The sequence below is a fragment of the Burkholderia ubonensis genome, assembly GCF_001718695.1.
Lineage (GTDB): Bacteria > Pseudomonadota > Gammaproteobacteria > Burkholderiales > Burkholderiaceae > Burkholderia > Burkholderia ubonensis_B.
In genome coordinates this window covers 2,136,571-2,154,238 of sequence record NZ_CP013422.1, presented here as the reverse complement: position 1 = coordinate 2,154,238, position 17,668 = coordinate 2,136,571, and the positions used below count along the sequence as shown (strand labels likewise).

At 68.1% G+C, this 17,668-nt stretch carries 17 protein-coding genes and 1 pseudogene; 7 read left to right on the top strand and 11 right to left on the bottom strand.

Going from position 1 to position 17,668, the window contains the following annotated elements; translation table 11 throughout:
• Positions 1-19 precede the first annotated feature (19 nt).
• The 5 genes from WJ35_RS29110 to WJ35_RS29090 all read right to left on the bottom strand — a co-directional run bounded on the left by WJ35_RS29110 (position 20) and on the right by WJ35_RS29090 (position 6,490).
• On the bottom strand, positions 20-1,414 hold the full coding sequence (locus WJ35_RS29110) for a cytochrome ubiquinol oxidase subunit I (RefSeq protein ID WP_034193427.1): 1,395 nt from the start codon (positions 1,412-1,414) through the stop codon (positions 20-22).
• A complete protein-coding gene (locus WJ35_RS29105; RefSeq protein WP_069240572.1) occupies positions 1,404-3,752 on the bottom strand; it encodes an FdhF/YdeP family oxidoreductase in 2,349 nt (782 codons plus the stop codon). The genes WJ35_RS29110 and WJ35_RS29105 overlap by 11 nt, the downstream gene beginning before the upstream one ends.
• Positions 3,753-3,888: 136 nt before the next feature.
• Positions 3,889-4,242, bottom strand: coding sequence for a hypothetical protein (locus WJ35_RS29100; protein WP_069240571.1), 354 nt, complete (start codon positions 4,240-4,242; stop codon positions 3,889-3,891).
• Positions 4,243-4,629: 387 nt separating this feature from the next.
• Positions 4,630-5,577: an aldo/keto reductase gene (locus tag WJ35_RS29095; protein ID WP_069240570.1), complete on the bottom strand. Its 948-nt coding sequence runs from the start codon at positions 5,575-5,577 to the stop codon at positions 4,630-4,632.
• A 292-nt stretch (positions 5,578-5,869) separates the two neighbouring features.
• Positions 5,870-6,490, bottom strand: coding sequence for a LysE/ArgO family amino acid transporter (locus tag WJ35_RS29090; protein WP_060232973.1), 621 nt, complete (start codon positions 6,488-6,490; stop codon positions 5,870-5,872).
• Between the two features lie 100 nt (positions 6,491-6,590).
• Between WJ35_RS29090 and WJ35_RS29085 the strand changes: the two genes are divergently transcribed.
• Positions 6,591-7,484 carry a LysR family transcriptional regulator ArgP gene (locus WJ35_RS29085; protein ID WP_060232971.1) on the top strand — a complete coding sequence of 298 codons (894 nt, stop codon included), beginning with the start codon at positions 6,591-6,593 and terminating at the stop codon, positions 7,482-7,484.
• Between the two features lie 66 nt (positions 7,485-7,550).
• Here WJ35_RS29085 and fnr read toward each other — a convergent pair whose 3' ends face one another.
• From fnr to WJ35_RS31710, 3 genes are all read right to left on the bottom strand, one after another.
• The gene (gene fnr / locus WJ35_RS29080; RefSeq protein WP_010093341.1) at positions 7,551-8,297 is read right to left on the bottom strand and encodes a fumarate/nitrate reduction transcriptional regulator Fnr; all 747 of its coding nucleotides are present in this window, start codon (positions 8,295-8,297) and stop codon (positions 7,551-7,553) included.
• Positions 8,298-8,423: 126 nt separating this feature from the next.
• On the bottom strand, positions 8,424-8,891 hold the full coding sequence (locus WJ35_RS29075) for a universal stress protein (RefSeq protein ID WP_069240569.1): 468 nt from the start codon (positions 8,889-8,891) through the stop codon (positions 8,424-8,426).
• A 180-nt stretch (positions 8,892-9,071) separates the two neighbouring features.
• On the bottom strand, positions 9,072-9,326 hold the full coding sequence (locus WJ35_RS31710; protein ID WP_124259652.1) for a hypothetical protein: 255 nt from the start codon (positions 9,324-9,326) through the stop codon (positions 9,072-9,074).
• A 239-nt stretch (positions 9,327-9,565) separates the two neighbouring features.
• Here WJ35_RS31710 and WJ35_RS29070 point away from each other — a divergent pair, with 239 nt between their 5' ends.
• Together WJ35_RS29070 and epsC are read left to right on the top strand one after the other, a co-directional pair.
• Positions 9,566-9,799: a hypothetical protein gene (locus tag WJ35_RS29070; protein WP_010093347.1), complete on the top strand. Its 234-nt coding sequence runs from the start codon at positions 9,566-9,568 to the stop codon at positions 9,797-9,799.
• A 94-nt stretch (positions 9,800-9,893) separates the two neighbouring features.
• Positions 9,894-10,814, top strand: coding sequence for a serine O-acetyltransferase EpsC (gene epsC / locus WJ35_RS29065; protein ID WP_060232966.1), 921 nt, complete (start codon positions 9,894-9,896; stop codon positions 10,812-10,814).
• A gap of 14 nt (positions 10,815-10,828) precedes the next feature.
• Here epsC and WJ35_RS29060 read toward each other — a convergent pair whose 3' ends face one another.
• The 3 genes from WJ35_RS29060 to WJ35_RS29050 all read right to left on the bottom strand — a co-directional run bounded on the left by WJ35_RS29060 (position 10,829) and on the right by WJ35_RS29050 (position 13,292).
• Positions 10,829-11,632, bottom strand: coding sequence for an SDR family NAD(P)-dependent oxidoreductase (locus WJ35_RS29060; RefSeq protein ID WP_060232964.1), 804 nt, complete (start codon positions 11,630-11,632; stop codon positions 10,829-10,831).
• Entirely contained in the window at positions 11,633-12,262 is a 630-nt protein-coding gene (folE, locus tag WJ35_RS29055) for a GTP cyclohydrolase I FolE (RefSeq protein WP_010093352.1), read from the bottom strand.
• Between the two features lie 103 nt (positions 12,263-12,365).
• On the bottom strand, positions 12,366-13,292 hold the full coding sequence (locus WJ35_RS29050; protein WP_060232961.1) for a LysR family transcriptional regulator: 927 nt from the start codon (positions 13,290-13,292) through the stop codon (positions 12,366-12,368).
• Positions 13,293-13,457: 165 nt separating this feature from the next.
• On the opposite strand from WJ35_RS29050, the gene pobA reads away from it, so the two are divergent.
• The 4 genes and pseudogenes from pobA to WJ35_RS29030 all read left to right on the top strand — a co-directional run.
• Positions 13,458-14,687: a 4-hydroxybenzoate 3-monooxygenase gene (gene pobA, locus WJ35_RS29045; RefSeq protein ID WP_059988387.1), complete on the top strand. Its 1,230-nt coding sequence runs from the start codon at positions 13,458-13,460 to the stop codon at positions 14,685-14,687.
• 141 nt (positions 14,688-14,828) lie between these two features.
• Positions 14,829-15,548: a 3-oxoacid CoA-transferase subunit A gene (locus WJ35_RS29040; RefSeq protein ID WP_069240568.1), complete on the top strand. Its 720-nt coding sequence runs from the start codon at positions 14,829-14,831 to the stop codon at positions 15,546-15,548.
• 16 nt (positions 15,549-15,564) lie between these two features.
• Entirely contained in the window at positions 15,565-16,221 is a 657-nt protein-coding gene (locus WJ35_RS29035; RefSeq protein ID WP_010093360.1) for a 3-oxoacid CoA-transferase subunit B, read from the top strand.
• Positions 16,222-16,308: 87 nt separating this feature from the next.
• Positions 16,309-17,660 (top strand): annotated as a pseudogene (locus WJ35_RS29030) (3-carboxy-cis,cis-muconate cycloisomerase); the annotation flags it as partial.
• Between the last annotated feature and the right edge of the window lie 8 nt (positions 17,661-17,668).

The window sequence follows — 17,668 nt, the reverse complement described above, 5'->3', positions numbered from 1 at the left end:
CAAAGAGGTCGATAAGAAATCAATAGGTCACGGCGGTCGCCTGCTCGCGGACCGCGACGGCGCCGGGCAGCGGCGCGGCGAGGTCGGGGCCGCGCTTCAACCAGCGCCGCGCGAGCGCGAAGAACGTGACGATCAGCACCACGTAGAACGCGGCGAACATCGCGAGGCTGCCCGCCACCGGGGCGGCCGCCACGGCCGACGCGGCGTCGCTCGTGCGCAGCAGCCCGTAGATCACCCACGGTTGCCGCCCCACCTCGCGCACGATCCAGCCGGCTTCCACGGCGACGTACGGCAGCGGAATGCAGAGCACCCACGCGATGAGGAGCCTGCGCCTCGCGAGCAGCCGGGCCAGGTCGCCGCGCGCCTGATACACCGCGTACGCCGTCCACCCGGCGAGCAGCGCCAGCACGAAGCCGATGCCGGCCATCGCGCGGAACGCGTAGTAGATCAGCGGGATCATCGGCGGCTGGTCGGCGCGCGGGAAGTCGGCGAGGCCTTTCACCTGCCCGTGCAGCGAATGCGTGCCGATGACGCTCAACAGCCCCGGGATTTCGATCGACCAGTCGTTGCGCTGTCGTTGCCGATCGGGCCACGCCAGCAGCGACCACGGCGCGCCGGTGCCGGGTGCGTTGGTGGTCCAGTGGCCCTCGATGGCCGCGCCTTTCGCCGGTTGCGTCGCGAATACGCTGACGCCGCTCGAATCGCCGAGCCAGATCTGCAGCGGTGCCACCACGGCGAGCATGACGAGCGCGAGCTTGAACGAGCGCGCAAAGAACGCGGGTTCGCGGCGGCGAAGCATCTGCCATGCGGAGATGCCGGCGATCACGACCATCCCCGTCTCGATCGCGGCCACCCACATGTGCGACACGCCCCATGCCATGTCCGGATTGAAGATGGCGGCCACGTAGTCCGTCACCACCAGCTTGCCGTCCACCAGCTTCACGCCCGCGGGGGTTTGCATCCACGAATTCGCCACCATGATCCAGAACGCGGAGAGCGTGGACCCCAGCGCGACCATCGACGTGGCGAACAGGTGGACCTTCGGCGACACGCGGTTCCAGCCGAGCATCATCACGCCGACGAACCCCGCTTCGAGCATGAACGCCATCGCGCCTTCGAAGCCGAGGATGTTGCCGAAGAACGACCCGCTGAACTGCGCGAACCCGGCCCAGTTGGTGCCGAACTGGAACTCCATCGGAATGCCGCTCACCACGCCCACGGCGAAGTTCAGCACGAGCAGGCGGCTCCAGAAGCGCGCGTGGCGGTAATACAGCGCGTCGCCGGTGCGAATCCACAGCGCTTCGACCAGCAGCAGAAACGCCGAGAGGCTGATGGTCAGGATCGGCCACAGGATGTGGAAGATCGCGGTCATGGCGAACTGCGCCCGCGACAGGCTGACGACATCACTGAGCATGATCGTGCTCCCCGGCGTTGAGCGCCACGGCGAACGCGGCGGAGTCCGGCCCGACCGCGGCCGCGCGCACCACTTTGACCGGCACCGACTTGTACGACGGCGTGCCGCTTTGCGGATCGAAGGCGTCGAGCGGCACGAGCGGGTTCGCTTCCGGATAGTAGGCGCCGCAGCAGCCGTCGGGCAGCGAGTATTCGACCACCTTGAAGCCGCGCACGATGCGTTCGATGCCGTCGGCCGCGAGCGCCACGATGTCCACTCGCTCGCCGGGATGCAGGTTGCGTCTGCCGAGCTCGCGCGGATTCATGAACAGCACGTCGCGACGCCCGAACACGCCGCGATAGCGGTCCGAGTGCGAGTAGAGCGTGGTGTTGTACTGGTCGTGGCTGCGCATGGTCGTGAGCCGCAGCGCATCGGGATCGTCGTGATGAAGGTCTTCATCGAGGCCGCTGAACACGAAGAAATTCGCGCGTCCGCTCGGTGTGGCCCACACGCGCTCGCGCGCCGTGGAAGCCAGATGGAAACCGCCCGGCACACGAATGCGTTCGTTGTAGGCCTGGAAGATCGGCAACACGGTTTCGATGGCGTCGCGAATGCGGTCGTAGTTCGCGACCAGCTGCTCCCAGGGCACGCGCGACGCATGACCGAGCGTCGCGCGGGCGATGCCGGCGACGATCGCCGGCTCGCTGCGGAGGTGGGCCGAGGCCGGCGCATTGCGCCCGGCGGACGCGTGGACCATCGACATCGAATCCTCGACGGTGATCGATTGCGGCCCGTCGGCCTGCAGGTCGATTTCGGTGCGGCCGAGACACGGCAGGATCAGCGCGTCCTTGCCATGCACGAGATGGCTGCGGTTGAGCTTGGTCGCCACGTGCACGGTCAGGTCGAGCGTGCGCATCGCGGCCTGCACGCGGACCCAGTCGGGCACGGCCGCCGCGAAGTTGCCGCCCAGCGCGATGAAGACGCGCGCGTAGCCGCGCATCATCGAATCGATGGCGGCCAGCACGTCGTGGCCGTGCGCGGCGGGCGGGCGAAAGCCGAAGGCGCGCTCGATGCCGTCCATCAGCGCGGGCGTGGGCTTTTCGGTGATGCCGACGGTGCGGTTGCCCTGTACGTTCGAGTGGCCGCGCAGCGGGCAGATGCCCGCGCCCGGACGGCCGATATTGCCGCGCAACAGCGCCAGATTCGCGATCTGCTGCACGTTCTCCGTGCCGCGCCGATGCTGCGTGAGCCCCATGCCGTAGACCAGAATCACGTTGCGCGCCTGCATGTAGACCTGCGCGGCGTTCGCGATGTCGGCGTGCGAGAGCCCGGCGTGGCGTTCTATCGCGTCCCACGACGTGGCGCGCAGGTCGGCCAGCAACGCGTCGATGCCGACGGTGTGGCCGGCGATGAAGGTGGTGTCGAGGATGCGCGGCGCGCCTGCGGCGAGCGCGGCATCGTCCGCTTCGACGAGCGCTTTCATCATGCCCTTGAGCACGGCCACGTCGCCGCCCACGCGCACCTGATAGAGGAACGTGCTGATGGGCGTGGAGCCGAGCGTCGCCATTTCGAGCGGGTCTTGCGGCGCGGCGAAGCGTTCGAGCGCGCGCTCGCGCAGCGGATTGAACGAGACGATCTTCGCGCCGCGCCGCGACGCCGCATGCAGGTCGCTCATCATGCGCGGGCTGTTCGTGCCGGGGTTTTGTCCGAAGATGAAGATGGCGTCCGCGTGCTCGAAGTCTTCGAGCAGCACGGTGCCTTTGCCGACGCCGATCGATTGCGGCAGGCCGACGCTGGTCGGCTCGTGGCACATGTTCGAGCAGTCGGGGAAGTTGTTGGTGCCGAGCTCGCGCGCGAACAGCTGATAGAGGAATGCCGCTTCGTTGGAAGCGCGGCCCGACGTGTAGAAGTCGGCCTGGTCGGGATGGTCGAGCGCATTCAGGTGCTTGCCGATCAGCGCGAACGCCGCGTCCCACTCGATGGGCACGTAGCGGTCCGATGCGCGCTCGTAGACCATCGGGTGCGTGAGGCGCCCGGCCATTTCGAGGTCGTAGTCGTCCCAGGTTTCGAGTTCCGCCACGCTGTGCGCGGCGAAGAACGCCGGCGTGCAGCGCTTCGCCGTGGCTTCCCAGGCCACGGCCTTCGCGCCGTTCTCGCAGAACTGGAACGTGGACTTGTGCTCCTTGTCGGGCCACGCGCAGCCCGGGCAGTCGAAGCCGTCGGGCTGGTTCATCTGCAGCAGCGTCTTCGCGCCCGACACGGCGATGCCCTGCACCGCGAGCGCTTCGCCGGTTGCCTTGAGCGCACCCCATCCGCCGGCGGGTTCGCTGTAGATGCGTACGACTTTGTTGCGAGCCATGTCAGATTCCTCGTTTCGGTAGCTTCGATCGTCGTCGCTTCGCGTTCGGCGCGATTGAGTCGTTGCCTTGCGCGTTGCGGATTCGCACGTTGCGGTGCGTGTCGGCGTGCGTCGGCGTGCGTCGTGCGGTGCGGGTTCAGATCCAGTTTTTCGAAGCGCCGGCCGCGGGCCGGTCGGCCGGCGCGGAATGCGACGCGCGATGTGTCGCGCGCGGGGGCAGCGCATCGCTCGAACCGGTCAGCTGCGCCGCATGCGCCGCGGCGGAGCGCGCTGCCGGGCGATACGCTGCGCTTTCGGCCGGTGCGGATGCGTCCGGCGCATCGCTTGCGATGCGTTCCAGCGGCAACTGCATGTCGGCGCCGACGGAAAGCACGGCGTCGTCGAACGTCGGCAATCCGGCGACGTGGGTGAGCGCGGCGGCCACGGCCGCCACGGCGGCCAGCGCGACCGCGCGCCAAGGCTTCATGGACCTGATGTCGATCGGCTTCATGTCAACTCTCCGGGCAGAACGGACGCCGATGCGAGCCGGCGTGGGCGAGCGGTGAATGCATGAGCCGATGTTGCCCGTTCGCGTGCGCGAGGGCTTTCGAATTCGCCCGGCGTGCGGTCGATTTGCACGATGGCGGGCGAGGCGAGGGCGCGAAGCCGCACAACCGGCGCGGGTGGCGACCGAGCCGAGCGGAAAAATGCAGGCTTGCGACGAAAAGGCGGCGGCCGGTTCGATACCGATGCGGTGCGTGACAGGAGCGGCGTCGAACGCCGCTCGCAGTTTGTGGAGGATCTGGCCGCGCCGTTTTACGGATTCAGCCGGGGCGGCGCGCGCCTGCCGTAGCGCATGGCGGATGCGTTCCGGTACGCGGGCATGCGGCGCGCGATATCAAACCGCGCTGGCCTCGTCGATCTTGCGGATATCGTCGTCGTCGAGCGTCACGCGCATCGCTTCGCCGAGCAGCGCGAGTTGCGCGAGCGACGTCGCGCTCGCGATCGGCGCGGTGATGCCCGGCCGCGCGATCTGCCACGCGAGCGCGATCGCGGCCGGCTCGGTGCTGTGCTTCGCCGACACCTCGTCGAGCGCCGCGAGGATGCGCAGGCCGCGCGCATCGAGATAACCGGCGACGCGATCGCCGCGCACGCTCTTCTTCAGATCCGCCTCGCTGCGATACTTGCCGGACAGGAAGCCGCTCGCGAGCGCGTAGTAATTGACGACACCGAGCTTCAGCTCCGTTGCGACCGGCTCGATGTCGCGTTCGTACTCGGCGCGATCGTAGAGGTTGTATTCGGGCTGCACGACCTGATACGCGGGCAGGCCGTCGCGGCGGCTGATCTCGGCCGCTTCGCGCAGGCGCGCGCCGCTGTAGTTCGATGCGCCGATGATCCGCACCTTGCCTGCATCGACGAGCGTCCGGTACGCGCCGAGCGTTTCGTCGAGCGGCGCGGAATCCGGGAGGTCCGCGTGCGAGAAATAAAGATCGATGTAGTCGGTCTGCAAACGGCGCAGCGACTCGTCGACGGCCTTCAGGATGTTGTCGCGCGACAGGCCCGCGCGCGCTTCGAGCAGGCCGACCTTGGTCGAGATCACGACGTCGTCGCGACGGCCGCGGCGCCTCAGCCACTTGCCGATGATCGTCTCCGATTCGCCGCCGCGGTTGCAGGGCGCCCAGGCCGAATAGACGTCGGCGGTGTCGATGAAGGTGATGCCGGTGTCGGCGAGTGCATCGAGCAGCGCAAACGATGCGTTCTCGTCGACGGTCCAGCCGAATACGTTGCCGCCGAAGGCGAGCGGGGAAACCTGAATGTCAGACGTGCCGAGGGTGCGTAGTGCCATGCTGTTCTCCGGAATCTGCGGGATGGGCCCGGACCGAATCCGACGCGATGGCGAACGATCGAACTGCCTGCGTCGGTGTCGCGGGGCGCACGAACATTCTCGCTGATCGGCTCGGAACGTGCAGCGCGTGCAGCGCCGTCGACACGGAGAAATGGCGGTGAATGGCGGAGGATCCGTCCACGATGGACGCAATACTTGCTGCTGCGGCAGATACGCCAGCCGCCGCGCCCGGCCGAGGCGATACGAAAACCGGCAAGCCGCCACCGGCGCGCAGCGGCCGATCGAGCATTCGCTATCGCAGTTGCACGGCCGCCAGAAACAGCACCATGCTGCCGATCGCGCCGTCGAGCACGCGCCACGCAACCGCCTTGCGGAACCACGGCGCGAGCAGCCGCGCACCGTACCCCAGGCCGAGGAACCACACGACGCTGGTCGCCATCGCGCCGACCGCGAACGCGAGCCGCGCGCCTTCCGGCTCGCGCGCGCCGGCCGTGCCGATCAGCAGGAACGTGTCGAGATAGACGTGCGGGTTGAGCCACGTGAACGCGAGCGTCATCAGCACGACCGCGAGCCCGCTCTGCTGCGGCGGCGCGACGCCGTCGCCGCGCACGTCGAGCGTCGCGTGCCCCGGCTTGAACGCGCGCCGCAACGCGTTGAGGCCGAACCACGCGAGATAGGCGAGGCCGACGTACAGCACCGCATGGACGAACGTCGGATAGCGTTCGACGAGCACCGACGCGCCGCCGACGCCCGCGCCGATCAGGATCATGTCGGACAGCGCGCACAGCAGCACGATCTTGCCGATGTGCGAGCGCATGATGCCCTGACGGAGCACGAACGCGTTCTGCGCGCCGATGGTGACGATGAGCGACGCGCACAGCGCCGCGCCATGGGAAAAAGCGAGCCAGTTCATGATGGGGGCAGCAGTAGACGAAAGAATCGGGTGACGCTAGTCTGCGAGGGCTGACCGGCTAAGAAAAGCTAAATCAGCTAATGGTGATTAAGGAAATCTGATGCTCGACTATGCATTGCTCGACGCGCTCGCAGCGGTGATCCGGCACGGTTCGTTCGAACGGGCGGCGAAGGAGCTGAACGTCACGCCGTCGGCGGTGTCGCAGCGCGTGAAACTGCTCGAGGAGCGCGTCGGCAGCGTGCTCGTGAAGCGCGGGCAGCCGTGCGTCGCGACCACCTCCGGCGCGCTGCTGTGCCGCCATACCGAGCGCGTGCAGCTGCTCGAGGCGGAGCTGTCCGGGCGGATGCCCGCGCTGCCGGGCGCGCTCGCGGCCGACTGGCCGACGTTGCGCGTCGCGGTCAACGACGACAGCGTCGCGACGTGGTTCATCGACGCGGTGGCGCCGTTCTGCGCGCAGCGCGAGACGCTGCTCGATCTCGTGATCGACGATCAGGACCACACCGCGGCGCGCATCCGCGACGGCAGCGTGCAGGGCGCGGTGACCGCGCAGGCCGAGCCGATCCAGGGCTGCCGCTCGACGCGGCTCGGGCGCATCCGCTATCACGCCGTGTGTTCGCCGGCGTTCCATGCGCGCTATTTCGGCGCGGGGATCAATCGCGACGCGCTGCGCCGCGCGCCGTGCGTGATGTTCAATCCGAAGGACGGGTTGCAGGCGCGCTTCATCCGGCGCGTGACGCGCGCGGACCTCGATCCGCCGCAGCACTGGATACCGCACGTCGCGGGCTATCTGCGCGCGTGCGAAACGGGGCTGGGATGGGGGATGTGTCCGGACCGGATGATCGAGCGCCAGCTGGCGGCGGGGGAGCTCGTCGAGATGTCGGCGGGGCGCACCGTCGACATCGAGCTGTACTGGCAGAGCTGGCGCCTGTCGATCGGCTGGCTCGACGATTTCAGCGCGGCGCTCAAGGCGCGGGCCGCGCTGTTTCTCGATTGATGCGCGAGCGGTGACGCGTCGCGCGTTGCGGTCGGCCGCACGCGGTGCGCGCGGCCGGGTTCCGGGTCACACGTGGCGCAGGCCGTCGAAGTCGACGATGTGCACGAGGCGGCCGTGCATTTCGATCAGGCCGCGCTTCTGGAATTTCGACAGCGTGCGGCTGACCGTTTCGAGCGTCATGCCGAGGTAGCTGCCGATGTCCTCGCGGGTCATCCGCAGGTTGAATTCCGTCGGCGAATAGCCGCGCTTCAGGTAGCGCGACGACACGTCGAGCAGGAACGCGGCGACCCGCTCCTCGGCGTTCAGCGAACCGAGCAGCATCGTCTGCGACGTTTCGCGCACGATCTGCTCGCTCATCAGCTTGTGCATGCGCAGCTGCATCGAGCCGGCTTCGGAGCACAGCGACTTGAGCGCGCTGTACGGAATCACGCAGACGGAGCTGTCTTCGAGCGCGACCGCGGTGCGCGGGTGCGTGTCGTCGCAGATGCCGTCGAGGCCGAGCGCCTCGCCCGCGAGATGCAGGCCGGTGACTTGCTCGCGGCCGTCGTGACGCGTCGCGACGGTCTTCAGCGAACCCGAGCGCACCGCGTACAGATTGTCGAAGGCGTCGCCTTCGCGGAACAGCGCTTCGCCGCGCTTGACCGCGCGCGCGGCGCAGATGACCGTCTCGAGGCGGCTGAGCGCTTCGGGCGCCAGGCCCTGCGGCATGCACAGGTGCCGCATCGCGCACGACGAGCAGTGCGCAGCCTGGCGCGGTGCCCAGCTGGCGGTGTGAGTCGTGGCGGCGTGGCGTGTGGCGACGGGCGTCAACATGATCGGTTTCTCCGGCGTTGAATCGACGGAATCATTGTCCCACCGCAAGTTGGTGGCGGTCGGGTGACAAAACGTCGCGATGGCGCGCACCTGCCACGGACGTCGCACGCGGTGGGCGCGCATCGTTCAGCTGTGCTGTTCGTCCGCGTGCGCGGCGGCGGGAATCAGCAGCACGGGCAGCGACGCGTGCCGCACGCATTGCTCGGCGATGCTGCCGAGCACGAGCCGGCGGAAGCCGCGACGGCCATGCGTGCCGAGCACCAGCAGGTCGGCGCCGAATGCGGTCGCGCCTTCGAGGATCAGCGCCGACACGTCGTTCAGCGACGATGCCTCGTTGATCCGCGTGGCGCCCTTCACGCCGGCCGCCTCCATCTGCTTCGAGAACTCCGCCGCGAGCGCGTTGCCCTGGGCGAGCAACTGGTCGCGCAGCACGGAAGGATCGTAGCCGGGCACGTTGTAGTAGATCGCGGCGTTCTCGACGACGTAATACGGCTGCAGCTGCGCGCCGTGTGCTTGCGCGAGCGCAAGCGCGGCATCGAACGCGTGGCGGGAGGTATCGCTGCCGTCGACGGCAACCAGAATACGCTTGTACATGGTTTCTCCGAGATGCGGGTTGAACGACGAAAGCCGGCCGGATGGCCGAGCCGACCGTGCACGGCTGCGGGGCAGCGTAAACCAACGGCCGTGATTCTGCAGCGTCGTGCCGGGCGGCGCGCGCCCATGAGTACGCAGCGTTCATTGAATCGCAATAATCTCGCGCGGATATGACGTCGATCAATTCCGGTGCATCGAAACCGGCGCGGGCGGGGTGTCCTTCACGGACGATGCCGATATTGCCGGATGTGTCGGCACGGCGCTGGATGGGCGTGTGCGGCGACAGGCAGCGTTTCGAACGTTCGATTGAAACGCGAGGGGCTTGCCGATGGCGCCGCCGGGCGTGTCGACGTCGTTGAATTCGATGCCGGACGGTGCGGGAAGGGCGCTCGCGCCGACGCTTTTCTCGCGGCGAAGTGTGTCGAATCGAAGCAAGTCCCGTTCCGGACGCGACGGGAAAAGGCGCGCGTGCGGTCGCCGCAGCCGTGCGGCGCGCGCTGATTTGTCATGATTTATTTCAGCTAGAAGATGCCTCCTCTACAGAGTATGATTCTTTTCCGATGAAGCGGCGACAGGGGCGCAGGATGGCCGCTTCCGCCCCGACCAGGGCGCCGCAACACCCTTACGGACGGATCGTGAACAAAAGAATGCAAGGGACTTGAGGTGGCGGACTCATGCAAGCGACTACTGCCTTCACGCATCGCGGTTACCTGTTGAACTGCGCGCCCGCGCGCGCAGGCGACGGTTCGTTCAAACCCTATGTCGTGATCTCGCGATCGAGCGACGGGGAGCTCGTCGCCAATCGATTCTTTCCTTCGGAGCTCCAGTTCAACGACGCAGACGCCGCGATCGCGCACGCGCGCGACTGGGCGGTGCGCTGGATCGACGCGAGCAGCGTCACGATCTGACACCGGCCCCCGGCTGAAAAACGCGGTAATCTTGGCAGACCCGTCACTTTTATTTGCGGCCGCGCGCGCAGCGCCGGCTGCCTGCTTTTTGCATATGTCGAAATCGCCTGCCCGTCAGTGGGGCCTCGAAGAGATCGTCGCCGGTTTGCGCGAGTCGCGCGAGGAACTGCATCGCACGCGCCATCCGCGCGGCATCCGTGAACTCCCGTCCCGCGATGCGATCTGCAAGATCGTGACCGGCCTGCGCGCGTCGATGTTCCCGACGCATTACGGCGCGCCGGACCTGACCGACGAGACCGTCGACTATTACGTCGGCCATACGCTGGAGAGCACGCTGCGCGTGCTGTCCGAGCAGATCCGCCGCGCGCTGCCGTTCCTGCCCGAGCATGCGGATACGCCGGCCGCGGAACTCGACGAACGCGCGTTCGACATCGCGCGCAAGTTCGGCAAGCAGCTGCCGGCGATTCGCGCGCTGCTCGTCAGCGACATCCAGGCCGCGTATGCGGGCGATCCGGCCGCGCAGCACATCACGGAAATCCTGCTGTGCTACCCGGGCGTGCTGGCGATGATGCATCACCGGCTCGCGCATGCGCTGCATCGCCTCGGCGTGCCGCTGCTCGCCCGTTTCATCAATGAAATCGCGCATTCGGCCACCGGCATCGACATCCACCCGGGCGCGCAGATCGGGCCGAGCTTCTTCATCGACCACGGCACCGGCGTTGTGATCGGCGAGACGGCGATCATCGGCGAGCGCGTGCGCGTGTACCAGGCCGTCACGCTCGGCGCGAAGAGCTTCCCGGCCGACGGCGACGGCACGCTCGTCAAGGGCAATGCCCGGCACCCGATCGTCGAGGACGACGTGGTGATCTACGCGGGCGCGACGATTCTCGGCCGCGTGACGATCGGCCGCGGCTCGGTGATCGGCGGCAACGTGTGGCTCACGCACAGCGTGCCGCCCGGCACGAGCGTCGCGCAGAGCAAGGCGCGCGAGGGCGACCGCACGGAGAAGCCGTAACGGCGGCGCGCGCGTCAGCGCTTGCCTGACGGCGAACGGTGCTTGTACAGCACATCCTGATCGACGCGGATCAGGTTCTGTCCCGCGTCGACGACGAAATCCACGCCGTTGTATGCGGCTCCGGTCAGCAGCAGGATCGCGCGCGCGACGTCGCCCGGCCCCGCGATGCGCGCGAGCGGCGTCGACGCGCGGCTCGCGTGTTCGAAGTCCGCCTGGGTCTGGTCGTCGCTCGGCAGCATCAGGCCCGGAAACACCGCGTTCACGCGCAGCACCGGCGCGGCCGACAGCGCGAGCATCTGCGTCAGGTTGCCGAGCGCCGCCTTCGCGACCGTGTAGCTGAAGTGGTCGCGATGAAAGTTCTCCTTGATCTTCTGGTCGACCACGTTCACGACGACGCCCTGCGCGCCCGCCGCGCGCGCCCGCTCGTAGAACGCGCGCGTGAGCAGGATCGGCGCGCGGCAATTGACGGCCCACGCCTGGTCGAGCGCGGCGAGGTCGAAGCTCGGGAAGTGGTCCTGCCAGAACACCGACGCGTTGTTGACCAGCACGTCGAGGCGGCCGAAGCGCGCATAGACCGCGTCGATCAGCGCGGCCACCTGCGCGGCGTCCGACAGGTCCGCCTGCAGCGCCACGGCGTCCGTCCCGCGTTCGGCGATCGCGTCGGCAGCCGCGTGCGCGGCGTCGGCCGAGCGGTCGAAGTGGATCGCGGTGCGGTAGCCTTGCGCGGCGAAATACTCGGCGAATGCGCGCCCCGCCCGGCGCGCCGCGCCGGTCACGAGCACCACCGGCGCATCCGCCGTCTGCTTCGTAGGCTCCATTTACGTATTCGTCAGGTTCACGGAAGAAGGATTCGCGACGATCGACAGGAATTCGCGCCGCGTCGACGGATCGGTGCGGAACGTGCCGAGCATGCGCGACGTGACCATCTCGACGCCCGGCTTGTGGATGCCGCGCGTCGAGATGCACTGGTGCGCGGCTTCGAGAATCACGCCGACGCCTTTCGGCTGCAGCACGTCGAACAGCGTGTCGGCGATCTGCACGGTCATCTTTTCCTGGATCTGCAGACGCTTCGCGAATGCGTCGACGAGCCGCGCGAGCTTCGAGATGCCGACGACGCGGTGATTCGGCAGGTACGCGACGTGCGCGCGGCCGATGATCGGCACCATGTGATGCTCGCAGTAGCTTTCGAAGCGGATGTCCTTCAGCACGATCATCTCGTCGTAGCCGTCGACCTCGCTGAACGTGCGCGCGAGGATGTCGCGCGGTTCGATCGCATAGCCGGAGAAGAACTCCTCGTACGCGCGCACGACGCGCGCCGGCGTGTCGACGAGGCCTTCGCGCGCCGGATCGTCGCCGGCCCAGCGCAGCAGCACGCGGACGGCTGCCTCGGCCTCCGAACGGCTCGGCCGGGACGCGGCCGGTTCGGGCCGCGAGGATTTCTTACCCATGTATTCGCTCCATCGAGTATGGCCGCCTGCGGCGGCGGCGAGATGGGGAGCATTGTTTCATGCTTTCGACGGTCGTGTGTCGCGCGGCAACCGCGCGGCCGGCTCACTTCGGCCACTCGTCCTGCTCGTCGTTGAACAGCGACGCGACGATGCCGCGCAGCCACGCGGTGCGCGGGTCGTTGTGAAACTTGCGATGCCAGTGCTGCTTCAGGTCGAAGTGCGGCAGCGCGAGCGGCGGCTCGACGGGCGTGATGAACGCGTGCTCGGCCGCATATGCGTAGCCGATCGCGTGCGGCACCGTCGCGATCAGGTCGGTGCGGCTCAGGATGAACGGCAGGCTCATGAAGTGCGGCGTCTCGAGCACCGCGCGCCGATGCATCCGCTGTTTCGCGAGATATTTCTCGAGCACTTCCTGGCTGCGTCCCTCCGCTCGCACCACCGCATGCCCGCACGCGAGGTACTGCTCGACCGTGAACGGCCGCGCCTGTTCGAGCGGATGGCCGCGCCGCATCAGGCACACGAAGCGGTGCGTGAAGAGCCGCTGCTGGAAGAAGTTGTTGCCGTCCAGATCGGGGAAGTAGCCGACCGCGAGATCGAGCGAACCGGCTTCGAGGCCGCGCCCGACTTCGTCATGCGACAGCGACGCCGAGCGCAGGTTCGCATGCGGCGCGCGCGTTGCGAACGCCTGCAGCAGCTTCGGCAGGAACACGATCTCGCCGACGTCCGACAGCGCGATCGAGAACGTATGCGTGCTCGTCGCCGGATCGAAGTCGTGCGGCGCGACGAGGCCGCGCTCGATCTGCGCGAGCGCGTCGCGCGCGGCGGGCAGCAGCGCCAGCGCGCGCGGCGTCGGCTCCATGCCGCGCGACGTGCGCACGAACAGCGGATCGCCGAAATATTCGCGCAGGCGGCCGAGCGCCGCGCTCACGCGCGGCTGGCTGACGCCGAGCTGGTCGCCGGCGCGGCTCACGTTGCGGGTGTCGTCGAGCGCGACGAGGTAGGGAATCAGGTTCAGATCGAGCGCATCCATCAGAGCACCACTATTTGCGAGGCGTATACAAGTTATCTCCTTAATCGCGTTGCCGCATAGTCGGGAAAGCGCTGAAATTCGTTTCACTATTCGAATCAATGTTGCTTTGCATGAGACCCGAGTAAGCGCTGAAGCGCCAACTCGGGTCGACACAGGAGACGAACAATGCGCACCCAGGTCGCAATCATCGGCGCCGGCCCGTCCGGCCTTCTGCTTTCCCATCTGCTGCGCCTGCAAGGCGTCGATTCCGTGCTCGTCGAGGCGCGGTCGCGCGAATACTGCGAGAACCGGATCCGCGCCGGCGTGCTCGAGCAGGGCACGGTCGACACGCTGAATGCGGCCGGCCTCGGCAGCCGGATGCGCCGCGAAGGGCTCGAGCATCACGGCATCGAGCTGCTGTTCGGCGGCCAGCGTCACCGCATCGACCTGACCGGGCTGACCGGCGGGCGCGCGATCACCGTCTACAGCCAGCACGAAGTGGTGCGCGACCTGATCGCGGCCGGCGTCGAGCACGGCCATGCAATGCACTTCGAGGTGAGCGACGTCGCGCTGCACGACGTCGACGGCGACAAGCCGTACGTCACCTTCAAGCATGCGGACGGCCGCGCGGACCGCATCGACTGCGACTACATCGCCGGCTGCGACGGCTTCCACGGCATCGCGCGGCAGGCCATTCCCGCCGAACGGCAGCGTACGTTCGAGCGCGTGTACCCGTATGCGTGGCTCGGCATTCTCGCGGACGCGGCGCCGTCGCTCGACGAGCTCGTCTATGCGCATCACGAGCGCGGCTTCGCGCTGTTCTCGATGCGCTCGCCCGCCGTCACGCGCCTCTACCTGCAATGCCGGCCGGACGAGAACGTCGACGAATGGTCCGACGCGCGGATCTGGGACGAGCTGCACACGCGCTTCTCGAACGACACGGGCTGGACGCCGTCCGAGGGCCGGATCACGCAGAAAAGCGTGACGCCGATGCGCAGCTTCGTGTCGGAGACGATGCAGTACGGCCGCCTCTTCCTCGCCGGCGACGCCGCGCACATCGTGCCGCCGACCGGAGCGAAGGGGATGAACCTCGCGGTCGCCGACGTCCGCGCGCTGGCCCGCGCGCTCGGCGCGCGCTACCGGGATGGCGGCGCGGCGCTGCTCGACGCGTATTCGGCAACCTGCCTCGACCGCATTTGGCGCGCCGAGCATTTCTCCTACTTCATGACGAACATGCTGCACCCGTCCGAGGACGACACGCCGTTCGTCAATCGCCTGAAGCTCGCCGAACTCAAGTACGTGACGCGTTCCCGGGCCGCCGCCCAGGCGCTCGCGGAGAACTACGTCGGGCTGCCGTTCGACGACGAGACCCCCGAGGCATCCCGCCTTGACAACGCGCTGTGCACGACCCTATGATCGGCCGTGGTTCGCTAATCGAATCATGGTTCGATTAGCGAACAAAGTCGGGCCCGGACACGGGCCCGGCGCGGCACGCGAGACGCGCGTGTCCCCTCGACAGGCCGCGCCTCGTGCCGCGGGTACGTATCAGGAAGAGACATGGTCAACAAGATTTTCGAATCGCTTCAGTCGGCGGTCGCCGACGTTCACGACGGCGCGACGATCATGATCGGCGGCTTCGGCACGGCCGGCATGCCGTCCGAGCTGATCGACGCGCTGATCGAGCAAGGCGCGCGCGATCTGACGATCGTCAACAACAACGCGGGCAACGGCGAAACCGGCCTCGCGGCGCTGCTGAAGGCGAAGCGGGTGCGCAAGATCATCTGCTCGTTCCCGCGCCAGAGCGATTCGCAGGTGTTCGACGCGCTGTACCGCGCGGGCGAGATCGAGCTCGAGCTGGTGCCGCAGGGCAACCTCGCCGAGCGCATCCGCGCGGCGGGCGCGGGCATCGGCGGCTTCTTCACGCCGACCGGCTACGGCACGAAGCTTGCCGAAGGCAAGGAAACGCGCGAGATCGACGGCAGGCTCTACGTGCTCGAGAAGCCGATCCACGCGGATTTCGCGCTCGTGAAGGCGTACAAGGGCGACCGCTGGGGCAACCTCGTATACCGCAAGACCGCGCGCAACTTCGGGCCGATCATGGCCAGCGCGGCGAAGGTGTCGATCGTCCAGGTGTCGGAAGTCGTGCAGCTCGGCGGGCTGAACCCGGAGCACATCGTGACGCCGGGCATTTTCGTGCAGCGAATCGTCGAGGTGCCGCAGGCCGCGCATGCGGCCGAGCTGGCTGCCGAACGCGCCGTGGTGTCCCAAGCTGCCTGACTCGAGGAAAACCGACATGAAACGACTGACCCGCGATGAAATGGCCAAGCGCGTCGCCCAGGACATTCCCGAAGGCGCGTACGTGAACCTCGGCATCGGCGTGCCGACGCTGGTGGGCAACCACCTCGATCCGAACAAGGAAATCTTCCTGCACAGCGAGAACGGCCTGCTCGGCATGGGCCCGGCGCCCGCGCCCGGCGACGAAGACGACGAGCTGATCAACGCGGGCAAGCAGCACGTGACGCTGCTCACGGGCGGCGCGTATTTCCACCACGCCGATTCGTTCGCGATGATGCGCGGCGGCCATCTCGACTATTGCGTGCTCGGCGCGTTCCAGGTGTCCGCGACGGGCGACCTCGCGAACTGGCACACCGGCGCGCCCGATGCGATTCCGGCCGTCGGCGGAGCGATGGACCTCGCGATCGGCGCGAAGCAGGTGTTCGTGATGATGGAGCACCTGACGAAGCAGGGCGAGAGCAAGATCGTCGCGCAATGCTCGTATCCGGTCACGGGCATCAACTGCGTGAGCCGCGTCTATACGGACCTCGCCGTGCTCGACGTGACGCGCGACGGCCTCGCGGTGACGGAGATCTTCACCGATCTGTCGTTCGACGAGCTGCAGAAGCTGACCGGCGTGCCGCTGATCGACGCGACGCAGAAGGCTGCGGCCTGAACCCGAAGCAGCCGGCATGTGCACTCAAGCGCACGCCGGCGTGCTTCGGTGGACAATAGGCGCACGCCGCTTCCCATCCCTGACGCCATGCTCGAAGACAGCGCCCGCCTGACCTCCCTCATCTGCGGCACCGAGCCGCTCAACCGGATCTGGTCGCCCCGTGCGACCGTCCAGCGCATGCTCGACGTCGAGGCGGCGCTCGCGCGCGCGCTCGCCGTGCGCCAGGTGATTCCCGCCGCCGCCGTCGCGCCGATCGAGCGCGCATGCCAAGCCGACCAGCTCGACGCCGACGCGCTCGCGCGCGACGCCGCGCTCGGCGGCAACCTCGCGATTCCGCTCGTCAAGCAACTGACCGCGCGCGTGAAGGCCGACGATCCCGAAGCCGCGAAGTTCGTGCATTGGGGCGCGACGAGCCAGGACATCATCGATACCGCGACCGTCTTGCAATTGCGCGACACGCTCGACATGCTCGAACCGATGCTCGACGCGGCTTGTGCGTCGCTGGCGGAACACGCGCACCGGCATCGCGCGACGCCGATGATCGGCCGCACGTGGCTGCAGCAGGCGCTGCCGATCACGCTCGGCCTGAAATTCGCGCAATGGCTCGACGCGCTGCTGCGCCATCGCGCGCGCTTCGCCGAATTGCGCGCGCGTGCGCTGGTGCTGCAGTTCGGCGGCGCGGCGGGCACGCTCGCGAGCTTGCGCGAGCATGCGCGCGGCGTAACGGCGGCCCTTGCAGATGATCTGGACCTCGCGTTGCCGGCCGTGCCGTGGCACACGCAGCGCGACCGCATCGCCGAGGCGGCCGCATGCTTCGGCATGCTCATCGGCACGCTCGGCAAGATCGCGCGCGACGTGTCGTTGCAGATGCAGACCGAAGTCGGCGAGCTCGGCGAACCGGCCGCGGCCGGCAAGGGCGGCTCGTCGACGATGCCGCACAAGCGCAACCCGGTCGGCTGCGCGGCGGTGCTGACCGCCGCGGTGCGCGCGCCGGGCCTCGTCGCGACGGTGTTCGCGGGGATGGTCCAGGAGCACGAGCGCGCGCTCGGCGGCTGGCAGGCCGAATGGGACGCGCTGCCCGACCTCGCGCGCCTGACCGGCGGCGCGCTCGCGCAGATCGCACAGATCGTCGCGGGTCTCGACGTCAATACCGAACGCCTCGCCGCCAACCTCGACCTGACGCGCGGCCTGATTCTCGGCGAGGCGGTGATGCTCGCGCTCGGCGACCGGATCGGCCGGCTCGATGCGCACCATCTCGTCGAGCACGCGTCGAAGGAAGCGGTGCGCACCGGCGCGACGCTGTTCGACGTGCTCGCCGCCGATCCTGCCGTGTCCGCCCATCTGTCGCGCGACGCGCTCGCAAAAGCCTGCTCGATCCCGCCCATTACGTCGGCGAGGCGCATGCCTATGTCGATGCCGTGCTCGCCGCGTATGCGGGCCCGAACCC